This is a genomic window from Stenotrophomonas nitritireducens, assembly GCF_050984405.1.
Taxonomy (GTDB): Bacteria; Pseudomonadota; Gammaproteobacteria; order Xanthomonadales; family Xanthomonadaceae; genus Stenotrophomonas; species Stenotrophomonas nitritireducens_B.
Genome location: NZ_CP158790.1, coordinates 925,358 through 947,613, shown reverse-complemented (window position 1 = coordinate 947,613; position 22,256 = coordinate 925,358). Strand labels below are relative to the sequence as shown.

Sequence of the window (22,256 nt, the reverse complement as noted above, 5' to 3'; positions counted from 1 at the left end):
TCCCGCCCACAGGAATTCCCGACGGAGACGCACGATGAACCGATTCCTTCTTCTGCTGGCCCTGGGGCTGACCTGCCCGCTGGCGATGGCGTCCGACGACATCAGCAAGGTGAACGGGAGCATCCGCACCGAGTCCGGCACCGCGTACCGCGACCTGGATACGGTCAACGGCAGCATTCACCTGGCCAAGGGCGTGCAGGCCCGTGGCGTGGAGACCGTCAACGGCAGCATCAACGTCGACGACAACGTGCAGGCGCGCAGCCTGGAGACCGTGAACGGCGCGATCCGCGCGGGGCGCGGGCTGGTGCTGTCCGGCGGCGTGGAAACCGTCAACGGCAGCATCTTCATCGACCAGGGCGGACGCGTCGGCGGCGGCGTGGAAACCGTCAACGGCGGCATCGGCCTGGTCGGCACCGAGATCGGCCGCGACGTCGAAACCGTCAACGGCGACATCACCGTGGGCATCGGTTCGCACGTGAAGGGCGGCATCCGCGTGACCAAGCCGTCGTTCGGCCTGTCGCTGACGCCGCCGCGCAAGCCGCGCATCATCATCGGCCCCAACGCGGTGGTCGACGGGCCGCTCAACTTCGAGCGCGAGGTGACGCTGTACGTGCACGACAGCGCGTCCATCGGCACCGTCAGCGGCGCCACCGTGCGTCGCTTCGACACCGAGGCCGCGCCGAAGGATTGAGCGCTTCCCGGAGCGCTTGCCTAGAATCGGGCTTCGCCCCTCATCCGGAGCCCGTTTCAATGCCCCGCAAGATCCTGTTGTGCCTCGCCGCGGGCGCGGCCCTGGCCGCCTGCAAGCAGGAAGCCGTTTCCCCGCCGGCTCCCGTCCCGGTGCCGCCGCCGGCGCATGCCTTCTCCAGCGACATCAATGCCGTCGACTTCGCCGAACTGGTGAAGACGCTCGCCTCGGACGCGTTCGAAGGACGCGCGCCCGGCAGCCAGGGGGAAACGCTGACCGTGGAGTACATCCGCGACCAGATGCAGCGCATCGGCCTGCAGCCGGGCAACGGCGACAGCTGGTTCCAGGACGTGCCGATGACCGAGACCATCGCCGACCCCTCGACCGTGCTCACGCTCCGCCACGGCGATGCCAGCCGCACCCTCGGCTTCGGCGGCGACATGGTGATCGGAACCCGCACCGGCCAGCCGGAAGTGAAGATCGAGGCCAGCGAGATGGTGTTCGTCGGCTATGGCGTCGATGCGCCCGAGCAGGACTGGAACGACTACGCCGGCCAGGACTGGAAGGGCAAGACCGTGGTGATGTTCGTCAACGATCCCGGCTTCCATGTGGACGACGCCCGCCTGTTCGAAGGCAAACGCATGACCTACTACGGGCGCTGGACCTATAAGTTCGAGGAAGCCGCGCGCAAGGGCGCGGCGGCGGCGCTGATCGTGCACGACACTGCCGGCGCGGCCTACGACTGGGACGTGGTGCGGAACTCCTGGGGCGGGGCGCAGTACGACCTGCCGGCCGCCGAGGACAAGGAACCGCGCCTGCAGGCGCAGGGCTGGCTGAGCGCGGACGCCGCGCGGCAGGTGTTCGCCGACGCAGGCCTCGATCTGGAAAAGGCCTACCGCGACGCCAACAAGCGCGGCTTCAAGCCGGTGCCGCTGCGCACCACGCTGTCGCTGGACCTGAAGAGCAGCATCGCGGCGAAGAAATCGCGCAACGTGGTCGGCGTCCTGCCCGGCGGGCAGCGCGCCGACGAAGCCGTCCTCTACATGGCGCACTGGGACCATCTCGGCAGGCATGAGGGCCAGGCATCGGACAAGGATGGCGGCGACAGCATCTACAACGGCGCGGTGGACAACGCGACCGGCGTGGCCGGCATCCTCGAGATCGCCGACGCGATGACCCACCAGCAACCGGCGCCGCAGCGCTCGGTGGTGTTCCTCGCCGTGACGCTGGAGGAATCCGGCCTCCTGGGATCGCAGTACTACGTCAACCATCCAACGTTCCCGTTGGACAAGATCGCCGGCGTCATCAACATCGATGCGATGTCGGTCAACGGCCGTGCCCGCGACATGACCGTTACCGGCTACGGCAGCTCCGAGCTCGAGGACATCCTCAAGCCGTTGGCCGCCGCACAGAAGCGCACGCTGCATGCCGAATCGTCGGTACAGAGCGGCTTCTACTTCCGCTCCGACCACTTCAACTTCGCCAAGGCGGGCGTTCCCGCGCTCTATGCCGGCGGCGGCCAGGACCTTCTGGAGGGCGGCATCGAAGCCGGCCGCAAGGCCGCCCAGGCCTACGGGCGCGACCGCTACCACAGCCCGCGCGACGAGTACGATCCCGCCACCTGGAAGCTGGACGGCGCCATGGAAGACCTCGCGCTGCTGTACGGCGTCGGCAAGGAACTGGCCGGTGGCGACAGCTGGCCCAACTGGTACGAAGGCAACCCGTTCAAGGCCAACCGCGACCGCATGATGGAAGGTAGAGCCGCAGGCGGCGACTGATACGCCTGTAGCGTCGAGGAGATCGTCAACGGCATGTTGTCGCCGCTCTCCTCGACCAAGGCGCTGTCGGGCCATTCCCTGGGCGCCGCCAGCGTGCACGAGGCGATCTTCTGCCTACTGATGCTGCGCGACGGCTTCATGGCGGGCCCTGCCAACATCGAGACGTTGGACGCGCGCGCCGAGGGCTTCCCGATCCTGCGTCAGACGCGGGAGGCGGCGCTGGAGACGGTGATGTCCAACAGCTTCGGCTTCGGCGGCACGAACGCAACGCTGGTATTCGGCCGGGTGTGATCTTCGCGTTCCAGCGACAGTGATTGAAGCAACGGCGCCTATGGGCGCCGTTGTCGTATGCGCGACTGGCGTTGATCTAACCCAAAAGACCCTTCGCTCACGAGGATCCCGTTCAGCAGCCCGGCCTGCGGGTGATGGCTGAGAAGCACTTCAAGAAACACCGCCAGTGGGCGATTTTCTTCGAGGACCCGCACGTGGCGCGTCAGCACGAGGCGGACATCCAGTTGCTGGAGCGGGCGGTGACCACGGTGACGGACAAGGCGGTGTGTATAACTGCGCCCAATCTGGCCGCCCGCTGGGCCATTGCGGCGCGGCAGCGCCCGCAGCAGCGCTGATCTTCACGGCGTCGCAAACAGCAACGGCACCGTGAGGTGCCGTTGCTGTTTGAGCTTCTGGTCGACGTCTGGCCAGTCGCGCGTATGGCGTCTGTAGGCGGACCTGTAGTGCCGCTGTGGCCGCACTTCCCATGCAAGTAGCTGAGTTCGCGTAGTCAAGGCTGGGAGTTTGGTAGCGCACTCCCGCCTCCAGATGCCTTAGCCAGCCGTCCTGCCGAACGCGGTGTCCGGATGTCTTCCCGCGCGCAAAAGCAAACCCCCGCTGCGCATGCAGCGGGGGTTTGGGGGTAAAAACCCTGGCGATGACCTACTCTCGCATGGCTTGAGCCACACTACCATCGGCGCAGCTGCGTTTCACTTCCGAGTTCGGGATGGGATCGGGTGGTTCCACAGCGCTAATTTCACCAGGGAGAGGGTTGGAGGGTCGCTATCGCTTCTCTTGAAGAGTCCGCACATGGATGTGCGGGCTCTTGCGCAGGGAAGCGCATACAAGCGCCAGCCTCTCGTAGGTTCTTGTGACGTAGCGTGCACTTGGGTCCATCGACATGTCATGTCGGCCAAGGCAACTTGAGGTTATATGGTCAAGCCACACGGATCATTAGTATCAGTTAGCTCAACGCGTTGCCGCGCTTACACACCTGACCTATCAACCACGTAGTCTACATGGTTCCTTCAGGGGGCTTGTGCCCCGGGAAGTCTCATCTTGAGGCGCGCTTCCCGCTTAGATGCTTTCAGCGGTTATCGCTTCCGAACATAGCTACCCGGCAATGCCACTGGCGTGACAACCGGAACACCAGAGGTTCGTCCACTCCGGTCCTCTCGTACTAGGAGCAGCCCCTCTCAAACTTCCAACGCCCATGGCAGATAGGGACCGAACTGTCTCACGACGTTCTGAACCCAGCTCGCGTACCACTTTAAATGGCGAACAGCCATACCCTTGGGACCGACTACAGCCCCAGGATGTGATGAGCCGACATCGAGGTGCCAAACACCGCCGTCGATATGAACTCTTGGGCGGTATCAGCCTGTTATCCCCGGAGTACCTTTTATCCGTTGAGCGATGGCCCTTCCATACAGAACCACCGGATCACTAAGTCCTACTTTCGTACCTGCTTGATCCGTCGATCTTGCAGTCAAGCACGCTTATGCCTTTGCACACAGTGCGCGATGTCCGACCGCGCTGAGCGTACCTTCGAGCTCCTCCGTTACTCTTTAGGAGGAGACCGCCCCAGTCAAACTACCCACCATACACGGTCCCCGACCCGGATAACGGGCCTAGGTTAGAACGTCAAGCACGACAGGGTGGTATTTCAAGGATGGCTCCACTGCAGCTGGCGCCACAGTTTCATAGCCTCCCACCTATCCTACACAGACGAACTCAACGTTCAGTGTAAAGCTATAGTAAAGGTTCACGGGGTCTTTCCGTCTTGCCACGGGAACGCTGCATCTTCACAGCGATTTCAATTTCACTGAGTCTCGGGTGGAGACAGCGCCGCTGTCGTTACGCCATTCGTGCAGGTCGGAACTTACCCGACAAGGAATTTCGCTACCTTAGGACCGTTATAGTTACGGCCGCCGTTTACTGGGGCTTCGATCAAGAGCTTCGCCTTGCGGCTGACCCCATCAATTAACCTTCCAGCACCGGGCAGGCGTCACACCCTATACGTCCACTTTCGTGTTTGCAGAGTGCTGTGTTTTTGATAAACAGTCGCAGCGGCCTGGTCACTTCGACCATCGCCAGCTATAGCCCGCATGGGCCACCGGCAATGGTGCACCTTCTCCCGAAGTTACGGTGCCATGTTGCCTAGTTCCTTCACCCGAGTTCTCTCAAGCGCCTGAGAATTCTCATCCTACCCACCTGTGTCGGTTTACGGTACGGTCTGCGTAAGCTGAAGCTTAGGAGCTTTTCCTGGAAGCGTGGTATCAGTGACTTCGTCTTAAAGACTCGTCTCGGTGCTCGGTCTTAAAGGATCCCGGATTTGCCAAAGATCCAAACCTACCGCCTTTCCCCAGGACAACCAACGCCTGGTACACCTAACCTTCTCCGTCCCTCCATCGCACTTACGCGAGGTGCAGGAATATTAACCTGCTTCCCATCGACTACGCATTTCTGCCTCGCCTTAGGGGCCGACTCACCCTGCGCCGATTAACGTTGCGCAAGGAAACCTTGGGCTTTCGGCGTGCGGGTTTTTCACCCGCATTATCGTTACTCATGTCAGCATTCGCACTTCCGATACCTCCAGCAAGCTTCTCAACTCACCTTCACAGGCTTACGGAACGCTCCTCTACCGCGCATAACAAAGTTATGCACCCCAAGCTTCGGTTCTGTGCTTAGCCCCGTTAAATCTTCCCCGCAGACCGACTCGACCAGTGAGCTATTACGCTTTCTTTAAAGGGTGGCTGCTTCTAAGCCAACCTCCTGGCTGTCTGTGCCTTTCCACATGGTTTTCCACTTAGCACAAAATTTGGGACCTTAGCTGTGGGTCTGGGTTGTTTCCCTTTTCACGACGGACGTTAGCACCCGCCGTGTGTCTCCCATACAGTCCGTCTCGGTATTCGGAGTTTGCAATGGTTTGGTAAGTCGCGATGACCCCCTAGCCATAACAGTGCTCTACCCCCGAGAGGATACATATGAGGCGCTACCTAAATAGCTTTCGAGGAGAACCAGCTATCTCCGGGTTCGATTAGCTTTTCACTCCTAATCACACCTCATCCCCTACCTTTGCAACGGGAGTGGGTTCGGGCCTCCAGTGCGTGTTACCGCACCTTCACCCTGGGCATGACTAGATCACCCGGTTTCGGGTCTACTGCCCGCGACTATGCGCCCTTATCAGACTCGGTTTCCCTTCGCCTCCCCTATACGGTTAAGCTTGCCACGAACAGTAAGTCGCTGACCCATTATACAAAAGGTACGCAGTCACTCTTTCGAGCTCCTACTGCTTGTACGCACACGGTTTCAGGTTCTATTTCACTCCCCTCTCCGGGGTTCTTTTCGCCTTTCCCTCACGGTACTGGTTCACTATCGGTCGGTCAGTAGTATTTAGCCTTGGAGGATGGTCCCCCCATGTTCAGACAGGGTTTCACGTGCCCCGCCCTACTCGTCTTCACTGGAATGGCCCTTTCAAATACAGGGCTATCACCTTCTATGGCCGGCCTTTCCAGACCGTTTTTCTAGAACCATACCAGCTTAAGGGCTGTTCCCCGTTCGCTCGTCGCTACTCAGGGAATCTCGGTTGATTTCTTTTCCTCTGGTTACTTAGATATTTCAGTTCACCAGGTTCGCTTCCAGCAGCTATGTATTCACTGCAGGATACTGCCGAAGCAGTGGGTTTCCCCATTCGGACATTACCGGATCAAAGCTTGTTGCCAGCTCCCCGATACTTTTCGCAGGCTGCCACGTCCTTCATCGCCTCTGACCGCCAAGGCATCCACCGTGTGCGCTTATTCGCTTGACCATATAACCGCAAGTTGCCTTGGGTTATCTGATGTCCAGGGGTACAAAGCCCGGACACGAATATAACGACTCAATCAATAAAGAGACTTGCGTCTCTCGCCTTAGCCTCACGACACGTCAAGATAGACATCTCAAACGCTCGCTACGTCACAAGTTTTAAAAGAACAGGACACGGCCACAATGCCGTCCCCAATCAATTCTTTCGTATGCGCCAATCATTCAGAGTGGTGGGTCTGGGAGGACTCGAACCACCGACCTCACCCTTATCAGGGGTGCGCTCTAACCACCTGAGCTACAGACCCAATGTTCTGTCAAAGCTTAGTGGTGGAGCCTGTCGGGATCGAACCGACGACCCCCTGCTTGCAAAGCAGGTGCTCTCCCAGCTGAGCTAAGGCCCCAAAATGGGACTTCTCCACACCGGCTGCCGGTGCAGAACTCTGAATGCAGGTCTCTTGTGAGGGCGCCTGACAGGCGATGCTGTCATGCTCAAAAGGAGGTGATCCAGCCGCACCTTCCGATACGGCTACCTTGTTACGACTTCACCCCAGTCATCGGCCACACCGTGGCAAGCGCCCTCCCGAAGGTTAAGCTACCTGCTTCTGGTGCAACAAACTCCCATGGTGTGACGGGCGGTGTGTACAAGGCCCGGGAACGTATTCACCGCAGCAATGCTGATCTGCGATTACTAGCGATTCCGACTTCATGGAGTCGAGTTGCAGACTCCAATCCGGACTGAGATAGGGTTTCTGGGATTGGCTCACCGTCGCCGGCTTGCAGCCCTCTGTCCCTACCATTGTAGTACGTGTGTAGCCCTGGCCGTAAGGGCCATGATGACTTGACGTCATCCCCACCTTCCTCCGGTTTGTCACCGGCGGTCTCCTTAGAGTTCCCACCATTACGTGCTGGCAACTAAGGACAAGGGTTGCGCTCGTTGCGGGACTTAACCCAACATCTCACGACACGAGCTGACGACAGCCATGCAGCACCTGTGTCACGGTTCCCGAAGGCACCAATCCATCTCTGGAAAGTTCCGTGCATGTCAAGGCCAGGTAAGGTTCTTCGCGTTGCATCGAATTAAACCACATACTCCACCGCTTGTGCGGGCCCCCGTCAATTCCTTTGAGTTTCAGTCTTGCGACCGTACTCCCCAGGCGGCGAACTTAACGCGTTAGCTTCGATACTGCGTGCCAAATTGCACCCAACATCCAGTTCGCATCGTTTAGGGCGTGGACTACCAGGGTATCTAATCCTGTTTGCTCCCCACGCTTTCGTGCCTCAGTGTCAGTGTTGGCCCAGGCAGTCGCCTTCGCCACGGATGTTCCTCCTGATCTCTACGCATTTCACTGCTACACCAGGAATTCCACTACCCTCTGCCACACTCTAGTCGTCCAGTTTCCATCGCCATTCCCAGGTTGAGCCCAGGGCTTTCACGACAGACTTAAACAACCACCTACGCACGCTTTACGCCCAGTAATTCCGAGTAACGCTTGCACCCTTCGTATTACCGCGGCTGCTGGCACGAAGTTAGCCGGTGCTTATTCTTTGGGTACCGTCAGAACAACCGGGTATTAACCGGCTGCTTTTCTTTCCCAACAAAAGGGCTTTACAACCCGAAGGCCTTCTTCACCCACGCGGTATGGCTGGATCAGGCTTGCGCCCATTGTCCAATATTCCCCACTGCTGCCTCCCGTAGGAGTCTGGACCGTGTCTCAGTTCCAGTGTGGCTGATCATCCTCTCAGACCAGCTACCGATCGTCGCCTTGGTGGGCTCTTACCCCGCCAACTAGCTAATCGGGCATCGGCTCATTCAATCGCGCAAGGCCCGAAGGTCCCCTGCTTTCACCCGTAGGTCGTATGCGGTATTAGCGTAAGTTTCCCTACGTTATCCCCCACGACAGAGTAGATTCCGATGCATTCCTCACCCGTCCGCCACTCGCCACCCAGAGAGCAAGCTCTCCTGTGCTGCCGTTCGACTTGCATGTGTTAGGCCTACCGCCAGCGTTCACTCTGAGCCAGGATCAAACTCTTCACTTAAAACTACATGCCCGAAGGCAAATACTCTTAGCTGCAGATGCTCGACCTCTGGCAACGTTTCGCTTGCTTTAACAAACTATTCATTGCTTGATCAAACGTCTGCAAGATGGACAGTCATCCACTCCTGCAGGCGCCCTCACAAGATACCTGCGCATACTTTCAAAGAACTTCGGAATCGGCCTCAGCGCCTTCTTCCAAGTGCCCGACGTTTCCGTCCGAGCGAGCCGCCCATTATAGCCGGCTTTTCCGCTTCGTCAACACCTCGTTTCGAGGCCCGACTCCGCCGCTCCAACCCCAAACCCGAGGGCTTTTCGTCGAAGCGAGCCGCCTATTATGGCAGCCTTTTCGTTGCCGTCAACACCTTCGTGCGGGTGACTTCAACTTCTCCCTTCGCTGCCAACCCGTGGGCCGGCGGCGAAGGAGCGGAAGTATGCGGCCTCTTCACAGTTTTGTGAAGAGGCTGCACAGGAGATCAGGCAGATGGACGTCGTCCATTCAGCCAATCATCCACGCCCTGCTGCCGGCTGCCTATATATGTGACTTCAGGCCGCAACCAGCAGCACACGGGCGAAGGTGCGCTTGCCTACCTGCAGCAGGCCTTCGAAGCCCGGCTGCAGGACCGTCTGCGCGTCTTCGACGACGTTGCCGTCCACCTTCACCGCGCGCTCCTTGAGCTTGCGCGAGGCCTCGGAGTTGCTCGGGGTCAGGCCGGCAGCGGTCAACAGCGCACCGATGCGCAGGCCCTCGGCCGGCACCGTCACTTCCTGCAGCGGCAGCTGGGTGATGTCGCCCTGCCCGGTCACCGCGGCGTTCCAGCCGGCGATGGCCTGCTCGGCGGCGGCGGCATCATGGAAACGGGTGGTCAGTTCGCGCGCCAGGCGCAGCTTGATCTCGCGCGGATTGATGGCGCCGGCCTCGACGTCGGCGCGCAGCTGCTTCGCCTCGGCGATGGAGATGTCGAAGCTCAGCAGGTCGATCCAGCGCCACATCAGCGTGTCGTCGATCTTCATGGTCTTGGTGACGATGTCGATCGCCGGCTCGCTGATGCCGATGTAGTTGCCCAGCGACTTGGACATCTTGTTGACGCCGTCCAGGCCTTCCAGCAGCGGCATGGTCAGCACGATCTGCGGTTTCTGTCCGTAGTGCTCCTGCAGGCCGCGACCCATCAGCAGGTTGAACTTCTGGTCGGTACCGCCGAGCTCGACATCCGCTTCCAGCGCCACCGAGTCGTAGCCCTGCACCAGCGGGTAGAGGAATTCGTGGATGGCGATGGACTGCTGGGCGGCGTAGCGCTTGGCGAAGTCGTCGCGCTCGAGCATGCGCGCCACCGTGTGCTGTCCGGCAAGGCGGATCATGTCGGCCGCCCCCATTTTGCCGAACCATTCGGAGTTGAAGCGGACCTCGGTACGCTCGCGGTCGAGCACCTTGAACACCTGCTCCTCGTAGGTGCGGGCGTTGGCCAGCACGTCCTCGCGCGAGAGCGGCTTGCGGGTGACGTTCTTGCCCGAGGGGTCGCCGATCATGCCGGTGAAGTCGCCGATCAGGAAGATCACCTGGTGCCCGAGCTCCTGGAACTGGCGCAGCTTGTTGAGCAGCACGGTGTGGCCCAGGTGCAGGTCCGGGGCGGTGGGGTCGAAGCCGGCCTTGACCCGCAGCGGACGACCGCTCTCCAGACGCTGGCGCAGTTCATCCAGCTTGAGGATTTCATCGGCACCACGGCCGATCAGGGCAAGGGCTTCATCAATCGAGGACACGCTAGAACTCCCGGCTTCGCCGTCAGACATGGGGGTGTTAAGTGGAGGTTAACCGCCCAATTCATCAAAAAGCCATGCGGCTCAATGGTTTGACGCGGTATTGAAGGGTGACTATGTTACCCGCGTTTGGGCCCGCGATCCGGGCTGGCGAGAGAACCGAGCGATGTCCCAATCCGATCACGGCCAGGCGCGCAAGCAGCGCTTCCAGGAACGACTCCACGTCCTGCACGACACCGCCCTGCATCGGAAGCTCAAGCAACATCTCCCGGCCGCGTTCAACGAACGCTGGACCCGCCGCCACTGGATCCACGCCAGCCTGTTCGCCACCATCGGCGCGCTGGCGGCGACCATCGTGCCGGGCTTCTCCAACGCCATCGACGCGCCGCTGCCGTCGGCGCATTCGACCCTGGCCCTGCCGCTGCCGCCGCTCTCGCTCGCCCGGCGCAGCGAAACCCCCGGCGACAGCTGGCAGATCCTGCGGGTGGAACGCGGCCAGACCCTGAGCGACCTGTTCGAAGTGGCCGGCGTGCCGGCGACGGTGATGCACCAGGTGCTGGAGCATCCGGGCACCCGCGAGGTACTGACCCGGCTCCGGCCGGGCGCCGAGGTCGCCTTCGACCTGCCGGTGAACGGCCAGCTGCGCACCATCCGCTTCGACCGCGATCCCAGCCACCGTGTCGAGCTGTCGCTGCAGGGCGACCAGATCCGCGAGAAGGTGCTCGAGCGCGTCACCACCACCCGCACCGTGGTGGCCAGCGGCGAGATCCGCAGCTCGCTCTACGCGTCGGCGATGAAGGCCGGGCTGTCGCCTTCGGCCATCAACACGATGACCGACGAGATCTTCAAGTACGACATCGACTTCTCCAAGGACGTGCAGCCGGGCGACCGCTTCAGCGTGGTCATGGACGAGACCTGGCGCGAAGGCGAGCGCATCGACACCAGCAAGATCCTGGCGGCCACCTTCAGCACCGGCGGCAAGACCTATACCGGTTTCCGCTTCGAGCGCGGCGGCAAGGCCGAGTACTTCGACCTCAACGGCCGGCCGCTGAAGAAGAGCTTCATCCGCATGCCGATCCCGTTCGCGCGGTTGAGCTCCACCTTCGGCGCGCGCCGGCACCCGGTGCTGGGCACCATGCGCATGCACAAGGGCGTGGACTATGCCGCGCGCACCGGCACCCCGATCATGGCCGCAGGTGATGCCCGCGTGCAGTTCGCCGGCACCCAGCGCGGTTATGGCAACGTGGTGATCCTGGACCACGGGCGCGGCTACACCACCCTGTACGGCCACATGTCGCGCCTGGGCAGCTACCGCACCGGGGCGCGCGTGCCGCAGGGCGCGGTGATCGGCTACGTCGGCTCGACCGGCCTGGCGACTGGCCCGCACCTGCACTACGAATTCCGCGTCAACGGCCAGCACCGCAACCCGCTGTCGGTGACCATGCCGCCGCCGGAACCGCTCAAGGGCGCCGAGCTGGCCGCGTTCCGCGCCCAGACCTCGCCGGCGATGGCGCGCATCCAGGGCATGGAAGAGCTGATCTACGCCGATGCCGGCAAGGACAAGCCCACCACCACGGCGACCGCCGCGGCCCCGGCAGCCCGCAACAAGCGCGGCTGACCGGCAAGGCGTCGCATTGACGACCAGGGCAGGGAGCCTAGAAGCTTCCCTGCCCTTCTTCTTTCCGGCCTCCGCATGGCACCCGTCGATCCGCAGCTACCCCTGTTCCTCGGCCTGATGTCCGGCACCAGCGCCGACGGCATCGACGCCGCGCTGGTGCAGTTCCCGGCAGACGGCGGCTGCCGGTTCGTGCATGGGCACACCTTCGACTGGAAGGCGGAAACCCGCGCCGCGCTGGTCGCGCTGGGCCAGGGCGCCGAACCCGCCTCGCTGGACGCGCTCGGGCAGCTGGATGCGGAGGTCGGCATCGCCTTCGCCGCGGCCGCCAACGGCCTGCTGGAACGGGCCGGCATCGACCGCGCGCGGGTGCGGGCGATCGGCTCGCACGGGCAGACCATCCGCCACCGCCCCACGTCCAGTCCCGGTTTCACCTGGCAGATCGGCGACGCCAACCGCATCGCCGAACTGACCGGGATCACGACGGTGGCCGACTTCCGCCGCCGCGACGTGGCCGCCGGCGGGCATGGCGCGCCGCTGATGCCGGCCTTCCACCTGGCGATGCTGGGCAGCGCCGGCGAGGACCGGGCGGTGCTCAACCTGGGCGGCATCGCCAACCTGAGCCTGCTCGCCCGCGATGGCAGCCTGCGCGGCTTCGATACGGGCCCGGCCAATGCGCTGCTGGATGGGTGGTGCCAACGCCATCTCGGCACCGCGTTCGACGCCGACGGCGCCTTCGCCGCCAGCGGCCGGGTGGACGAGGCGCTGCTGGCGCGGTTGCGGGACGATGCCTGGTTCGCGCTGCCGCCGCCCAAGAGCACCGGGCGCGAGCAGTTCCACCTGGAGTGGGTGGAGGCGCGGATCGGCAACGAACCGCCGGCGCCGGCCGATGTGCAGGCCACGCTCGCCGAACTCACCGCCGCCACGGTTGCCGATGCGCTGCTGGCGCACCTGCCCAGCGTGAAGCGGCTGCTGGTCTGCGGCGGCGGGGTGCGCAACCCGCACCTGCTGCGGCGCATCGGCGCGCGGCTGCCCGGCGTGGACGTGGTTTCCAGCGCCGCGCACGGGCTCGATCCGGACTACATGGAGGCGATGGGTTTCGCCTGGCTGGCGCACGAAACCCTGGCCGGGCGCCCGGGCAACCTGCCCGGCGTCAGCGGCGCGCGCGGGCCGCGGATCCTTGGCGCGATATATCCGGCGTGAAAACGTTGGGGCGCAGCCCTGGCAGGCGCCCGCCCGGCCGCTGAAGCGTCGGGCGTCATCCTGCGCCACCTGTTGTCATAGGTACCGGGCTTGCCCGGCACGGTTTGCCCCGGAAGGCTCCATGCGGGGCGAGCCCCGCATCTACGGCGGTGCTTGAAGACAGAGGCCTGGGGCGCGCAGCCCCGACCCATGCTGGACGTGCACTCAACCGAATTCGGCTCCGGCAGGCAGCGCCTGCAGGGCATGGATGGCCTCGGACAGCACGTCCACTTCCGGGTGTTCGAAGCCGTGGCTCATTTCGTGCTCGCCGGCGAACAGACCCTGTTCGAGCAGCACCATGCAGGTGTGTTCGCGGGTCCAGCCGCGCGCCACCGCGAGGCGGCGGATGCGTTCGAGCAGCAGCGGGTCGACATCCCGCAAGATCACGTCGGCCATGTCCACCACGTCAACAGTCGGTGGATCCCCCCGTCGCATCATCTGCGAGGCGGCCGGGGGATTCAATACGAACGACTGGTTCAGCCTGCCCCGGCCACCCGGGTGGTGGCATCCACCTCGCGGCGCAGCCACCAGGCCATCAGCAGGCCCGGCACGCCGACCACCACCGAGACCAGGAAGAACACCTGCCAGCCATAGGCATCGGCCAGCACGCCGGCGAACGGACCGACGAACACCCGCCCCAGCGTGGCGAAGGCGGACAGCAGCGCGTAATGGGTGGCCGAAAAACGGGTGCCGCACAGGCCGCTGAGCAGGGCCACGAACGCCGCCGTGCCCATGCCACCGGCGAAGTTGTCCAGGCTCAGCGCGAACAGCAGCAGGCCGTCCATCGGCGTGGGCGCATCCAGGTGCACGATCAGCAGGTTGAAGGCGGGCACGTCCACCGTGCCCCAGGCGCCGGCACCCTCGCGGGCCAACAGGTAGAAGCCCAGGTTGGAGACCAGCTGCAGCACCCCGAAGGCGATCACCGCGGTGGACAGGCGCAGGCGCAGCAGGAAGAAGCCGCCGACGATGGCGCCGACGATGGTCATCAGCAGGCCGATGGTCTTGTTGGCCAGCCCCACCTCGGCCTGGCTGAAATGCATGCCCTTGAGCAGGAACGGCGTCGACAGGCTCAGCGCGAACGCATCGCCGACCTTGTACAGCACCACCAGCGCGAGGAAGGCGCCGGCGCCGCGCATGCCGAAATAGCTGCGCAGCGAGGCGGTGAGGGTCTCGAAGCGGACCCAGCGGGTGACCCCCAGGCCCAGCACCATCGCCGCGGCGATCTGGGTGACGACGAATACCAGCCGCACCCAGCGGTCGCTGCTGTCCGGGTCCAGTCCGATCAACACCAGCAGCTGGTGCGCCAGCCAGGCGCCTGCGGCCACGCCCAGCACCAGCGCCAGGAACCCCCGCAGTTCGCTGCTGGCCCTGGAGACCGGTGCCTTGAAGCGTTCCGGCAGCGGCGGCATCAGCACCAGCGCCAGCACGCCGACCGCGGCCGACAGCCCGGCCATGACCCGGTACACCTGCGGCCAGCTCTGCCACTGCTCGGCCCAGATCAGGGTGATGCCGCCGGACAGGACCATCGCCAGGCGGTAGCCGAGGACGGTCAACGAACCGCCCAGGCCGCGTTCGGCCGGCTGCAGCAGGTCGGTGCGGTAGGCGTCGATCACCACGTCCAGGGTGGCCGACAGGCAGGCCACCAGCACCGCCACGGAGGCGAACAGGCCCAGGTTGCGCGAGGGCGAGAGCGAGCTCATCGCCAGCAGCGCCGCGGCCAGGGCCAGCAGCATCAGCACGATCCAGCCTCGGCGGCGGCCGAGCAGCGGCAGGTCGAAGCGGTCGATCAGCGGCGCCCACAGGAACTTGAACGTGTACGGGATGCCGATCAGGGACAGGAAACCGAGAGTGACCAGATCCAGGCCATCCACGGTCAGCCAGGCCTGCATGGCGCCGCCGGTCAGCGCCAGCGGCAGGCCGGAGGCGAACCCCAGCAGCAGGATCACGAACAGGCGGCGCAGCCGCTGCAGGCCGCGATGCGGCGCCTCCACCAGCGCTTCGGTCACAGAGCGTAGTCCACGGTGAACGGTGCGTGGTCGGAGAAGCGCTGGCCGGTATAGATCGAACAGCCGCGCAGGCGCTCGCGCAGGCCGGGCGTGACGAACTGGTAGTCGATGCGCCAACCGACGTTGTTGGCGCGGGCGGCGCCGCGGTTGCTCCACCAAGTGTAGTCCTGGCCTTCCGGGTGCAGCGCGCGGTAGGCGTCCACCCAGCCGCGGCCGGCAGCCGGATCATGGTCGCCGGGCAGGTCGGCGCACAGGCCATTGAGCCAGTCGCGCTCCTCGGGCAGGCAGCCGGAATTCTTCTGGTTGGATTTCCAGTTCCTGATGTCCAGCGCGCTGCGCACGATGTTCCAGTCGCCGCACAGCACGTAATCGCGGCCGCTGGCCAGCCATTCGTCCAGGATCGGCCGCAGCCATTCCATCACCTCGAACTTGAAGCCCTGGCGCAGTTCGCCCGACGAACCGGAAGGGATATAGAAGGACACCACGCTCAGATTGCCGAAGCGCGCCTCGATATAGCGGCCTTCGTCGTCGAACGGCGCCCAGCCCAGCCCGGTGCGCACCTCGTCCGGCTCGCGCCGGCTCCAGATCGCCACCCCGCTGTAGCCCTTCTTGGTGATGGCGTCGCGGTAGAAACAGTGGTGGCCGTCGGGGCGGAACAGGGGGTCGGCCAGTTGCGACTCCTGCGCCTTGGTTTCCTGGATGCACAGCACGTCGGCCTGCTGCTGGGCGAACCATCCGGCAAAACCCTTGGTGGTGGCCGAACGGATGCCGTTGGCGTTGAAACTGATCATGCGCATGGAGAACCACTGACAGGCCGGGACCGGCACAGCATACCGCCCGCGCCAGCATTCCCCGAAGCCATGCTTTACCCTAGACACCTTCTATAGACGACAAGAATGCGCATTACATGAGTGACCACCGTTCCCGCTTCCTGCAGCTGGCGCTGAACGCCGACGCCCTCCGCTTCGGCCAGTTCACCCTCAAGTCCGGCCGGGTAAGCCCCTATTTCTTCAACGCCGGCCGTTTCGATACCGGCCTGGCGCTGGCCCAGCTGGGCAACTGCTATGCCGACGCGGTCGAATCGTCCGGGGTCGCCTTCGACCAGCTGTTCGGCCCGGCCTACAAGGGCATCCCGCTGGCCACCGCCATCGCCTGCGAGTTCTCGCACCGCGGCCGCAACCTGCCGCTGACCTTCAACCGCAAGGAAGCCAAGGACCACGGCGAGGGCGGCAGCCTGATCGGCGCCGACATGGCCGGCAGGCGCATCCTGATCGTTGACGACGTGATCACCGCCGGCACCGCCATCCGCGAGGCGCTGGCGATCATCCGCGCCGCCGGCGGCATCCCGGCCGGCATCGTGGTCGCGCTGGACCGCCAGGAAATCGCCTCCGAGGACGACCCCCGTTCCGCCGCCCAGGCCGTGGCCGCCGAGACCGGCATCCCGGTGATCGCCGTGGCCAACCTGGCCGACCTGCTTGCATTCGCCTCCGGGAACCCGGAACTTGTCGGCTACCGCGAACCGTTGCTGGCCTACCGGGCCCGTTACGGAAGCAATCCAACGGGCTGACCGCAGGGGGCTGCCATGAGGCCGAATCCGTCCACCGCCGGTGCGGGCATGCTGCTGGCGCTGGCCGCGCTGGCGATGCCGTCGCCGGCGCTGGCGCAGAACAAGCCGGCCGATACCGGCAAGAAGCTGTACTGCTGGGACAACGCCCGCGGCGAGCGGATCTGTTCGGACACCCTGCCGCCGGAAGCCGTCAACAGCGCGCGCGAGGAGTTCAGCGCGCGCAGCGGCCTGCGCAGCGCCGAGGTGCAGCGCGCGCTCACCGCCGAGGAACGCGCCGACGCCGAGCTCGCGGCGGCGCAGGCGCAGGTGGACGCGGCGGCGGCCGAGACCCGCCGGCGCACCGAACAGGCGATGCTGTCCACCTATGGCAGCGAGGACGCGCTGCGGCGCGTGTTCAACGAGCGCGCGGCCATCGTCGACAACAACATCAAGACCGCGGCCTACAACGTGGCCAGCCTGCGCGAGGCGCTGGCCACCCAGCTGTCCACCGCCGGCGACCGCGAACTGGCCGGGCAGAAGGTTTCCGACAAGCAGGCCGGGGACATCCGCCAGCGCCACGCCGAGCTGCTCGCCCAGCTGCGGCTGCAGGCGGCCTTCGAGCAGCAGCGCAGGGCACTGGACGTGGAGATCGCCGAAACCCTGGCCCGCTACCGCGAGCTCAAGGGCATCGCCGCGCCGGCCGCCGCCACTGCACCCGCGGCGACGGAGCCACCGCCCAGGCAGGGCTGACGGCCACGGCGACCGGATCGGAAGCGGCCTTCGGGCCGCTTTTCTTTTGGGCGGCCGCATGACGGGACGCAGCACTACCCCCCTGCCGGCGCGTCCCCCTCCTGTGGGCGCAGCCCGGATGGGCTTGCCGCGCAGGTTTCCCGCTTTTTTATGGCGTTTTTACGCCGATTCCCGCTCCACGACGTCGAATGTTTACGCCCTGCGGGAGGACGATGCCGGCCCTGAACGGGGCGAGCGGCGAAGGCCGGCGCCCTGCCCTTCCATCAACGGGCACCGGCCATCCGATGCCCCTCCGAGGTGTTCCATGCCCGGCTGGCTTTCCCTGTTGTGCGGCGTGGTGGTGCTGATCGCCGCCGCCTACCTGCTGTACGCGGTCCTGCGACCCGAGTCGTTCTGAGGACCGCGCCATGACCGAAACCCTTGTCATCCTGCTGGCCGGCATGGCGCTGGCCTGGCCGTTGGGGCTGTACCTGGCGCGGCTGATGCGCGGCACGCCCATGCGCATCGACATCCTGTTCCACTGGATCGAGAAGCCGCTGTACCGCGTGCTCGGCGTGGACCCGGCCCATTCCATGTCCTGGCGTGGCTACGTGCTCGCCTTCCTGCTCAGCAACCTGGTGCTGGCCGTGCTGACCCAGGCGGTCTTCATGACCCAGGCCTGGCTGCCGTTCAACCCGGACAACATCCCCAACCTGCGCTGGGACACCGCGCTGCACACGATGGTGTCGTTCCTGACCAACACCAACCAGCAGCACTACAGCGGCCAGGCACAGCTGTCCTACCTGTCGCAGATGACCGGCATCACCGGCCTGCAGGTGATCACGCCGATGATGGGCCTGGCGCTCGCGGTGGCCACGCTGCGTGCGTTGTTCGCCAAGGCGCCGGCGGCCACCACCGCCGACACCCATACGCCGGTACGCGTCACCGTCGGCAATTACTACGCCGACGTCGTGCGCCTGTGCCTGCGCTTCCTGTTGCCGCTGTGCCTGCTGTGGGCGCTGCTGCTGACCTGGCAGGGCGTGCCGTCCACCTTGGCCGCGGGCCCGCAGGCCACGCCGATCGATGCCAGCGCCGGCATGGCGACGCAGAAGATCCCGCTGGGCCCGGTGGCCGCGATGGTGGCGGCCAAGCAGCTCGGTGCCAACGGGGGCGGCTGGTACGGCCCCAACAGCAGCGTGCCGCTGGAGAACCCGACGCCGCTGTCCAATGCGCTGGAGCTGGTCGGCATCGTGCTGATCCCGATCGCGATCATCTTCATGATCGGCCGCTTCACCGGGCGCCGGAAGTTCGCGGCACTGGTGTTCGGCTGCATGCTCGGCATGTCGCTGCTGTCCACCTTCGCCAGCCTGTGGTCCGAGGGTCACGGCGCCACCGCCGCCAGCGCACTGCTGATGGAGGGCAAGGAAACCCGCTTCGGCGCGGATGGCACCGCGCTGTGGGCCACGCTCACCACCCAGGTGCAGAACGGCTCGGTCAACGGCATGCAGGACTCGATGAGCCCCCTGACCGGCCTGGTATCGCTGGTCAACATGCTGGTCAGCGCGATCTGGGGCGGCATTGGCTGCGGGTTGCAGCAGTTCCTGGTCTACCTGCTGATGGCGGTGTTCCTGGCCGGGCTGATGACCGGGCGTACGCCGGAACTGTTCGGCCGCAAGCTGGAAACCCCGCAGGTGCGACTGCTGGCGGTGCTGGTGCTGCTGCAGCCGATCACCCTGCTCGGCCTGACCGCACTGACGCTGGCCCTGCCCGGCCTGGCCGGCACCTCCAACCCCGGCTTCCACGGCATCAGCCAGGTGTTCTATGAGTTCACCTCCGCCTATGCCAACAACGGCTCGGGGTTTGAAGGGCTGGCCGACAACACCCTCTGGTGGAACCTGAGCTGCGCGCTGGTGCTGGCCCTGGGCCGTTTCCCCGTGCTGATCATCCCGCTGGTCATCGCCTGCCAACTGGCGGCCAAGCGGCAGGCCCCGCAGAGCGCGGGCAGCCTGCAGATCGAAACCCCGACCTTCGCGCTGACCCTGGTCTGCGTGATCGTCGTCCTCACCGTGCTGCAGTTCATGCCGGCCTTGGTCCTCGGCCCGGTGGCCGACCACCTGAGCCTGACACTGCAGGGAGCCTGATCCCCATGAATGCCTCTGTTCCACATGCCGGCGTACGCCGCCCCGCCCTGCTCGATGCCGCCGGCTGGCGGCGGGCGCTGCTGGAGTCGGTGCGCAAGCTCGCCCCGGCCCACCTGCTGCACAACCCGGTGATGGCCATCGTCATGGCCGGCACGCTGCTGGCCTTGCTGCTCACCCTCAGCGGCAATGCACCGCTGGGCTTTGGCCTGGCCGTCACCGCGATCCTGCTGGTGACGGTGCTGTCCGGCAATTTCGCCGAAGCCGTCGCCGAGGCGCGTGGCCGCGGCCAGGCCGCGTCGCTGCGGCGCGCACGCCAGGACCTGGTCGCGCGCCGCCTGGCCACCGCGCTGGCCGGTGCAGGCGAGGACAAGGTCGCCGCCGCCGAGCTGCGCCCGGGTGACCTGGTGATCATCGGCGCCGGCGAGTTCGTGCCGGCCGATGGCGAGATCGTGCGCGGCCTGGCCACCATCAACGAGGCCGCCGTCACCGGCGAATCGGCCCCGGTGCTGCGCGAGGCCAACACCGACCGTTCCGGCGTGATCGGCGGCACCAAGGTGCTGTCCGACGAGATCGTGGTGCGCGTCACCGCCGAGCCCGGCCACAGCTTCCTGGACCGCATGATCGCGCTGGTGGAAGGCGCCAACCGCCAGAAGACGCCCAACGAGATCGCCCTGACGCTGCTGCTGGCGGCGATGTCGCTGACCTTCCTGGTGGTGGTGGCGACGTTGCCGGCGATCGCCGGTTTCGTTGGCGTGACGCTGGACCCGCTGCTGCTGATCGCGCTGCTGGTGTGCCTGATCCCGACCACCATCGGCGGCCTGCTGCCGGCCATCGGCATCGCCGGCATGAACCGCGCGTTGCAGGCCAACGTGCTGGCCAAGTCCGGCAAGGCGGTGGAGGTGGCCGGCGACGTGGACGTGCTGTTGCTCGACAAGACCGGCACCATCACCTACGGCGACCGCCAGGCATCGGCCTTCCACGCGCTGGCCGGCATCAACGGCGACCAACTGCGCGAGGCGGCGCTGCTGTCCTCGCTGGCCGACCCGACCCCGGAAGGCAAGTCCATCGTGCGGTTGGCGCGCGAACAGGGCTGCGCCACCGCTGAACCGGAGACGGCCGACTATCTGGCCTTCTCCGCGCAGACCCGCATGTCCGGCGTGGACCTGGCCGGCGGCCGCGGCATCCGCAAGGGCGCGGCTGACGCGATCGCCGCGCATGTCCTGGCGTTGGGCGGCAACGTGCCCAACGAGCTGCAGGCGCGCGTGGACCAGGTCGCGCGCGGCGGCGCCACGCCGCTGGTGGTCAGCGAAGGCCGGCATGTGCTCGGCGTGGTGGAGTTGGCCGACGTGGTCAAGCACGGCATGCGCGAGAAGTTCGCGCAGCTGCGGGCGATGGGCATCCGCACGGTGATGATCACCGGCGACAACCCGCTGACCGCCGCGGCCATCGCCGCCGAGGCCGGCGTGGACGACTACATCGCCCAGGCCCGGCCCGAGGACAAGCTGGCGCGCATCCGCAGCGAGCAGGCCGGCGGTCGTCTGGTGGCGATGGTCGGCGACGGCACCAACGATGCGCCGGCACTGGCGCAGGCCGACATCGGCCTGGCGATGAACTCCGGCACGCAGGCGGCCAAGGAGGCCAGCAACATGGTCGACCTGGACTCGGACCCGGCCAAGCTGCTGGCGGTGGTGGAAGTGGGCAAGCAGCAGCTGATCACGCGCGGCGCGCTGACCACCTTCTCGCTGGCCAACGACGTGTCCAAGTACTTCGCGATCCTGCCGGCGCTGTTCGTGGCCGCCATTCCCTCGATGCACGCGCTGGACGTGATGCAGCTGTCCAGCCCGCGCAACGCGGTGCTGGCCGCGCTGATCTTCAACGCACTGGTGATCCCGGCCTTGATCCCGCTGGCGCTGCGCGGGGTGCGCTTCCGCCCGGCCACCGCCACCGCGCTGCTGCGCCGGAACATGCTGGTGTACGGGCTGGGCGGCGTGCTGCTTCCCTTTGCGGCCATCAAGGCCATCGACCTTCTTCTTGCCATGGTGTTCGGCGCATGAAATCCACGACTTCCGCTTCCCTCTGGCGCCCGGCCATCGGCCTGTCGCTGTTCGGCCTGATCTGCACCGGGCTGGTCTATGCCATCGTCGCCACCGGCATCGCCGGCGTGCTGTTCCCCGCCCAGGCCGAGGGCAGCCTGCTGCGTGATGGCGATGGCACGGTGCGCGCTTCGCTGCTGGTCGCGCAGCCGTTCAAGGGCGATGGCTACTTCCAGGCACGTCCATCGGCGGCCAACTACGATCCAATGGCCGCTGCCGGCAGCAACCTGGCGCGCAGCAACCCGGACCTGGCCAAGCGCGTGGCGGATGCCACCGCCGCCGTCGCGACCCGCGAGAACATCGACCCGGCGAGAGTACCGGGCGAACTGATCACCCAGTCCGGCAGCGGCCTGGATCCGGAGCTCTCGCCAGCCGCCGTGCAGGTGCAGGTGGCCCGCGTCGCGCAGGCACGCGGCTGGCCGGTCGGGCGCGTGCAGGCGCTGGTGGATGCGCAGGTGCAGGGCCGTCAATGGGGCGTGTTCGGGCAGCCGCGGATCAACGTGATGGCGCTCAACCGCAGGCTGGACGAGGCCGCGCATGCCCCTTGATGCAG

General features: G+C 65.3%; 14 protein-coding genes, 2 tRNA genes, 3 rRNA genes and 2 pseudogenes. 12 read left to right on the top strand and 9 right to left on the bottom strand.

All coding sequences use genetic code 11. The features are described from left to right. The first annotated feature begins 34 nt into the window (after window positions 1-34). The 4 genes and pseudogenes from ABTV91_RS03955 to ABTV91_RS03940 all read left to right on the top strand — a co-directional run. Window positions 35-691 carry a hypothetical protein gene (locus tag ABTV91_RS03955; RefSeq protein ID WP_433853324.1) on the top strand — a complete coding sequence of 219 codons (657 nt, stop codon included), beginning with the start codon at window positions 35-37 and terminating at the stop codon, window positions 689-691. Between the two features lie 59 nt (window positions 692-750). Next, entirely contained in the window at window positions 751-2,466 is a 1,716-nt protein-coding gene (locus ABTV91_RS03950) for a M28 family metallopeptidase (protein WP_433853323.1), read from the top strand. A gap of 39 nt (window positions 2,467-2,505) precedes the next feature. Then, window positions 2,506-2,757 (top strand): annotated as a pseudogene (locus ABTV91_RS03945) (beta-ketoacyl-ACP synthase I); the annotation flags it as partial. Between the two features lie 164 nt (window positions 2,758-2,921). Then, a pseudogene (locus tag ABTV91_RS03940) lies at window positions 2,922-3,092 on the top strand (methylglyoxal synthase); the annotation flags it as partial. Between the two features lie 294 nt (window positions 3,093-3,386). On the opposite strand, the gene rrf reads toward ABTV91_RS03940, so the two are convergent. The 6 genes from rrf to tyrS form a co-directional block, all read right to left on the bottom strand. Further along, window positions 3,387-3,501 (bottom strand): 5S ribosomal RNA (rrf, locus tag ABTV91_RS03935). 168 nt (window positions 3,502-3,669) lie between these two features. Then, a 23S ribosomal RNA gene (locus tag ABTV91_RS03930) occupies window positions 3,670-6,547 on the bottom strand. Window positions 6,548-6,771: 224 nt separating this feature from the next. Further along, window positions 6,772-6,848 (bottom strand) — tRNA-Ile (locus ABTV91_RS03925). Between the two features lie 20 nt (window positions 6,849-6,868). Next, window positions 6,869-6,944, bottom strand: a tRNA-Ala gene (locus tag ABTV91_RS03920). Between the two features lie 91 nt (window positions 6,945-7,035). After that, window positions 7,036-8,580 (bottom strand): 16S ribosomal RNA (locus tag ABTV91_RS03915). The 16S, 23S and 5S rRNA genes sit together here with 2 tRNA genes alongside, the layout of an rRNA operon. A gap of 542 nt (window positions 8,581-9,122) precedes the next feature. Beyond that, the gene (gene tyrS, locus ABTV91_RS03910) at window positions 9,123-10,334 is read right to left on the bottom strand and encodes a tyrosine--tRNA ligase (protein ID WP_433853322.1); all 1,212 of its coding nucleotides are present in this window, start codon (window positions 10,332-10,334) and stop codon (window positions 9,123-9,125) included. 163 nt (window positions 10,335-10,497) lie between these two features. On the opposite strand from tyrS, the gene ABTV91_RS03905 reads away from it, so the two are divergent. Both ABTV91_RS03905 and ABTV91_RS03900 read left to right on the top strand, forming a co-directional pair. Further along, entirely contained in the window at window positions 10,498-11,949 is a 1,452-nt protein-coding gene (locus tag ABTV91_RS03905; RefSeq protein ID WP_433853321.1) for a peptidoglycan DD-metalloendopeptidase family protein, read from the top strand. Window positions 11,950-12,024: 75 nt separating this feature from the next. Beyond that, window positions 12,025-13,149, top strand: a complete 1,125-nt coding sequence (locus tag ABTV91_RS03900) for an anhydro-N-acetylmuramic acid kinase (RefSeq protein WP_433853320.1) — start codon at window positions 12,025-12,027, stop codon at window positions 13,147-13,149. Window positions 13,150-13,353: 204 nt separating this feature from the next. On the opposite strand, the gene ABTV91_RS03895 is transcribed toward ABTV91_RS03900, so the two are convergent. The 3 genes from ABTV91_RS03895 to ABTV91_RS03885 all read right to left on the bottom strand — a co-directional run bounded on the left by ABTV91_RS03895 (window position 13,354) and on the right by ABTV91_RS03885 (window position 15,991). Further along, on the bottom strand, window positions 13,354-13,584 hold the full coding sequence (locus ABTV91_RS03895; RefSeq protein ID WP_433853319.1) for a hypothetical protein: 231 nt from the start codon (window positions 13,582-13,584) through the stop codon (window positions 13,354-13,356). Between the two features lie 80 nt (window positions 13,585-13,664). Continuing rightward, window positions 13,665-15,194 carry an AmpG family muropeptide MFS transporter gene (locus tag ABTV91_RS03890; RefSeq protein ID WP_433853318.1) on the bottom strand — a complete coding sequence of 510 codons (1,530 nt, stop codon included), beginning with the start codon at window positions 15,192-15,194 and terminating at the stop codon, window positions 13,665-13,667. Further along, window positions 15,191-15,991 (bottom strand): exodeoxyribonuclease III, encoded by an 801-nt coding sequence (locus tag ABTV91_RS03885; protein WP_433853317.1) that lies wholly within the window; start codon window positions 15,989-15,991, stop codon window positions 15,191-15,193. Before ABTV91_RS03885 ends, ABTV91_RS03890 begins: the two co-directional genes overlap by 4 nt. Before the next feature lie 110 nt (window positions 15,992-16,101). On the opposite strand from ABTV91_RS03885, the gene pyrE reads away from it, so the two are divergent. The 6 genes from pyrE (at window position 16,102) to kdpC (ending at window position 22,251) form a co-directional block, all read left to right on the top strand. Next, window positions 16,102-16,761 carry an orotate phosphoribosyltransferase gene (pyrE, locus tag ABTV91_RS03880; RefSeq protein WP_153192796.1) on the top strand — a complete coding sequence of 220 codons (660 nt, stop codon included), beginning with the start codon at window positions 16,102-16,104 and terminating at the stop codon, window positions 16,759-16,761. Between the two features lie 75 nt (window positions 16,762-16,836). Further along, the gene (locus ABTV91_RS03875) at window positions 16,837-17,490 is read left to right on the top strand and encodes a hypothetical protein (protein WP_433854112.1); all 654 of its coding nucleotides are present in this window, start codon (window positions 16,837-16,839) and stop codon (window positions 17,488-17,490) included. A gap of 304 nt (window positions 17,491-17,794) precedes the next feature. Beyond that, complete coding sequence (locus ABTV91_RS03870) at window positions 17,795-17,887, top strand: potassium-transporting ATPase subunit F (protein ID WP_057635969.1); 93 nt, start codon at window positions 17,795-17,797, stop codon at window positions 17,885-17,887. Window positions 17,888-17,897: 10 nt separating this feature from the next. After that, window positions 17,898-19,610 (top strand): potassium-transporting ATPase subunit KdpA, encoded by a 1,713-nt coding sequence (kdpA, locus tag ABTV91_RS03865; RefSeq protein ID WP_433853316.1) that lies wholly within the window; start codon window positions 17,898-17,900, stop codon window positions 19,608-19,610. A 5-nt stretch (window positions 19,611-19,615) separates the two neighbouring features. Beyond that, window positions 19,616-21,664 carry a potassium-transporting ATPase subunit KdpB gene (gene kdpB, locus ABTV91_RS03860; RefSeq protein WP_433853315.1) on the top strand — a complete coding sequence of 683 codons (2,049 nt, stop codon included), beginning with the start codon at window positions 19,616-19,618 and terminating at the stop codon, window positions 21,662-21,664. Next, window positions 21,661-22,251, top strand: coding sequence for a potassium-transporting ATPase subunit KdpC (gene kdpC / locus ABTV91_RS03855; protein ID WP_433853314.1), 591 nt, complete (start codon window positions 21,661-21,663; stop codon window positions 22,249-22,251). Before kdpB ends, kdpC begins: the two co-directional genes overlap by 4 nt. The last annotated feature ends 5 nt before the right edge of the window (window positions 22,252-22,256 follow it).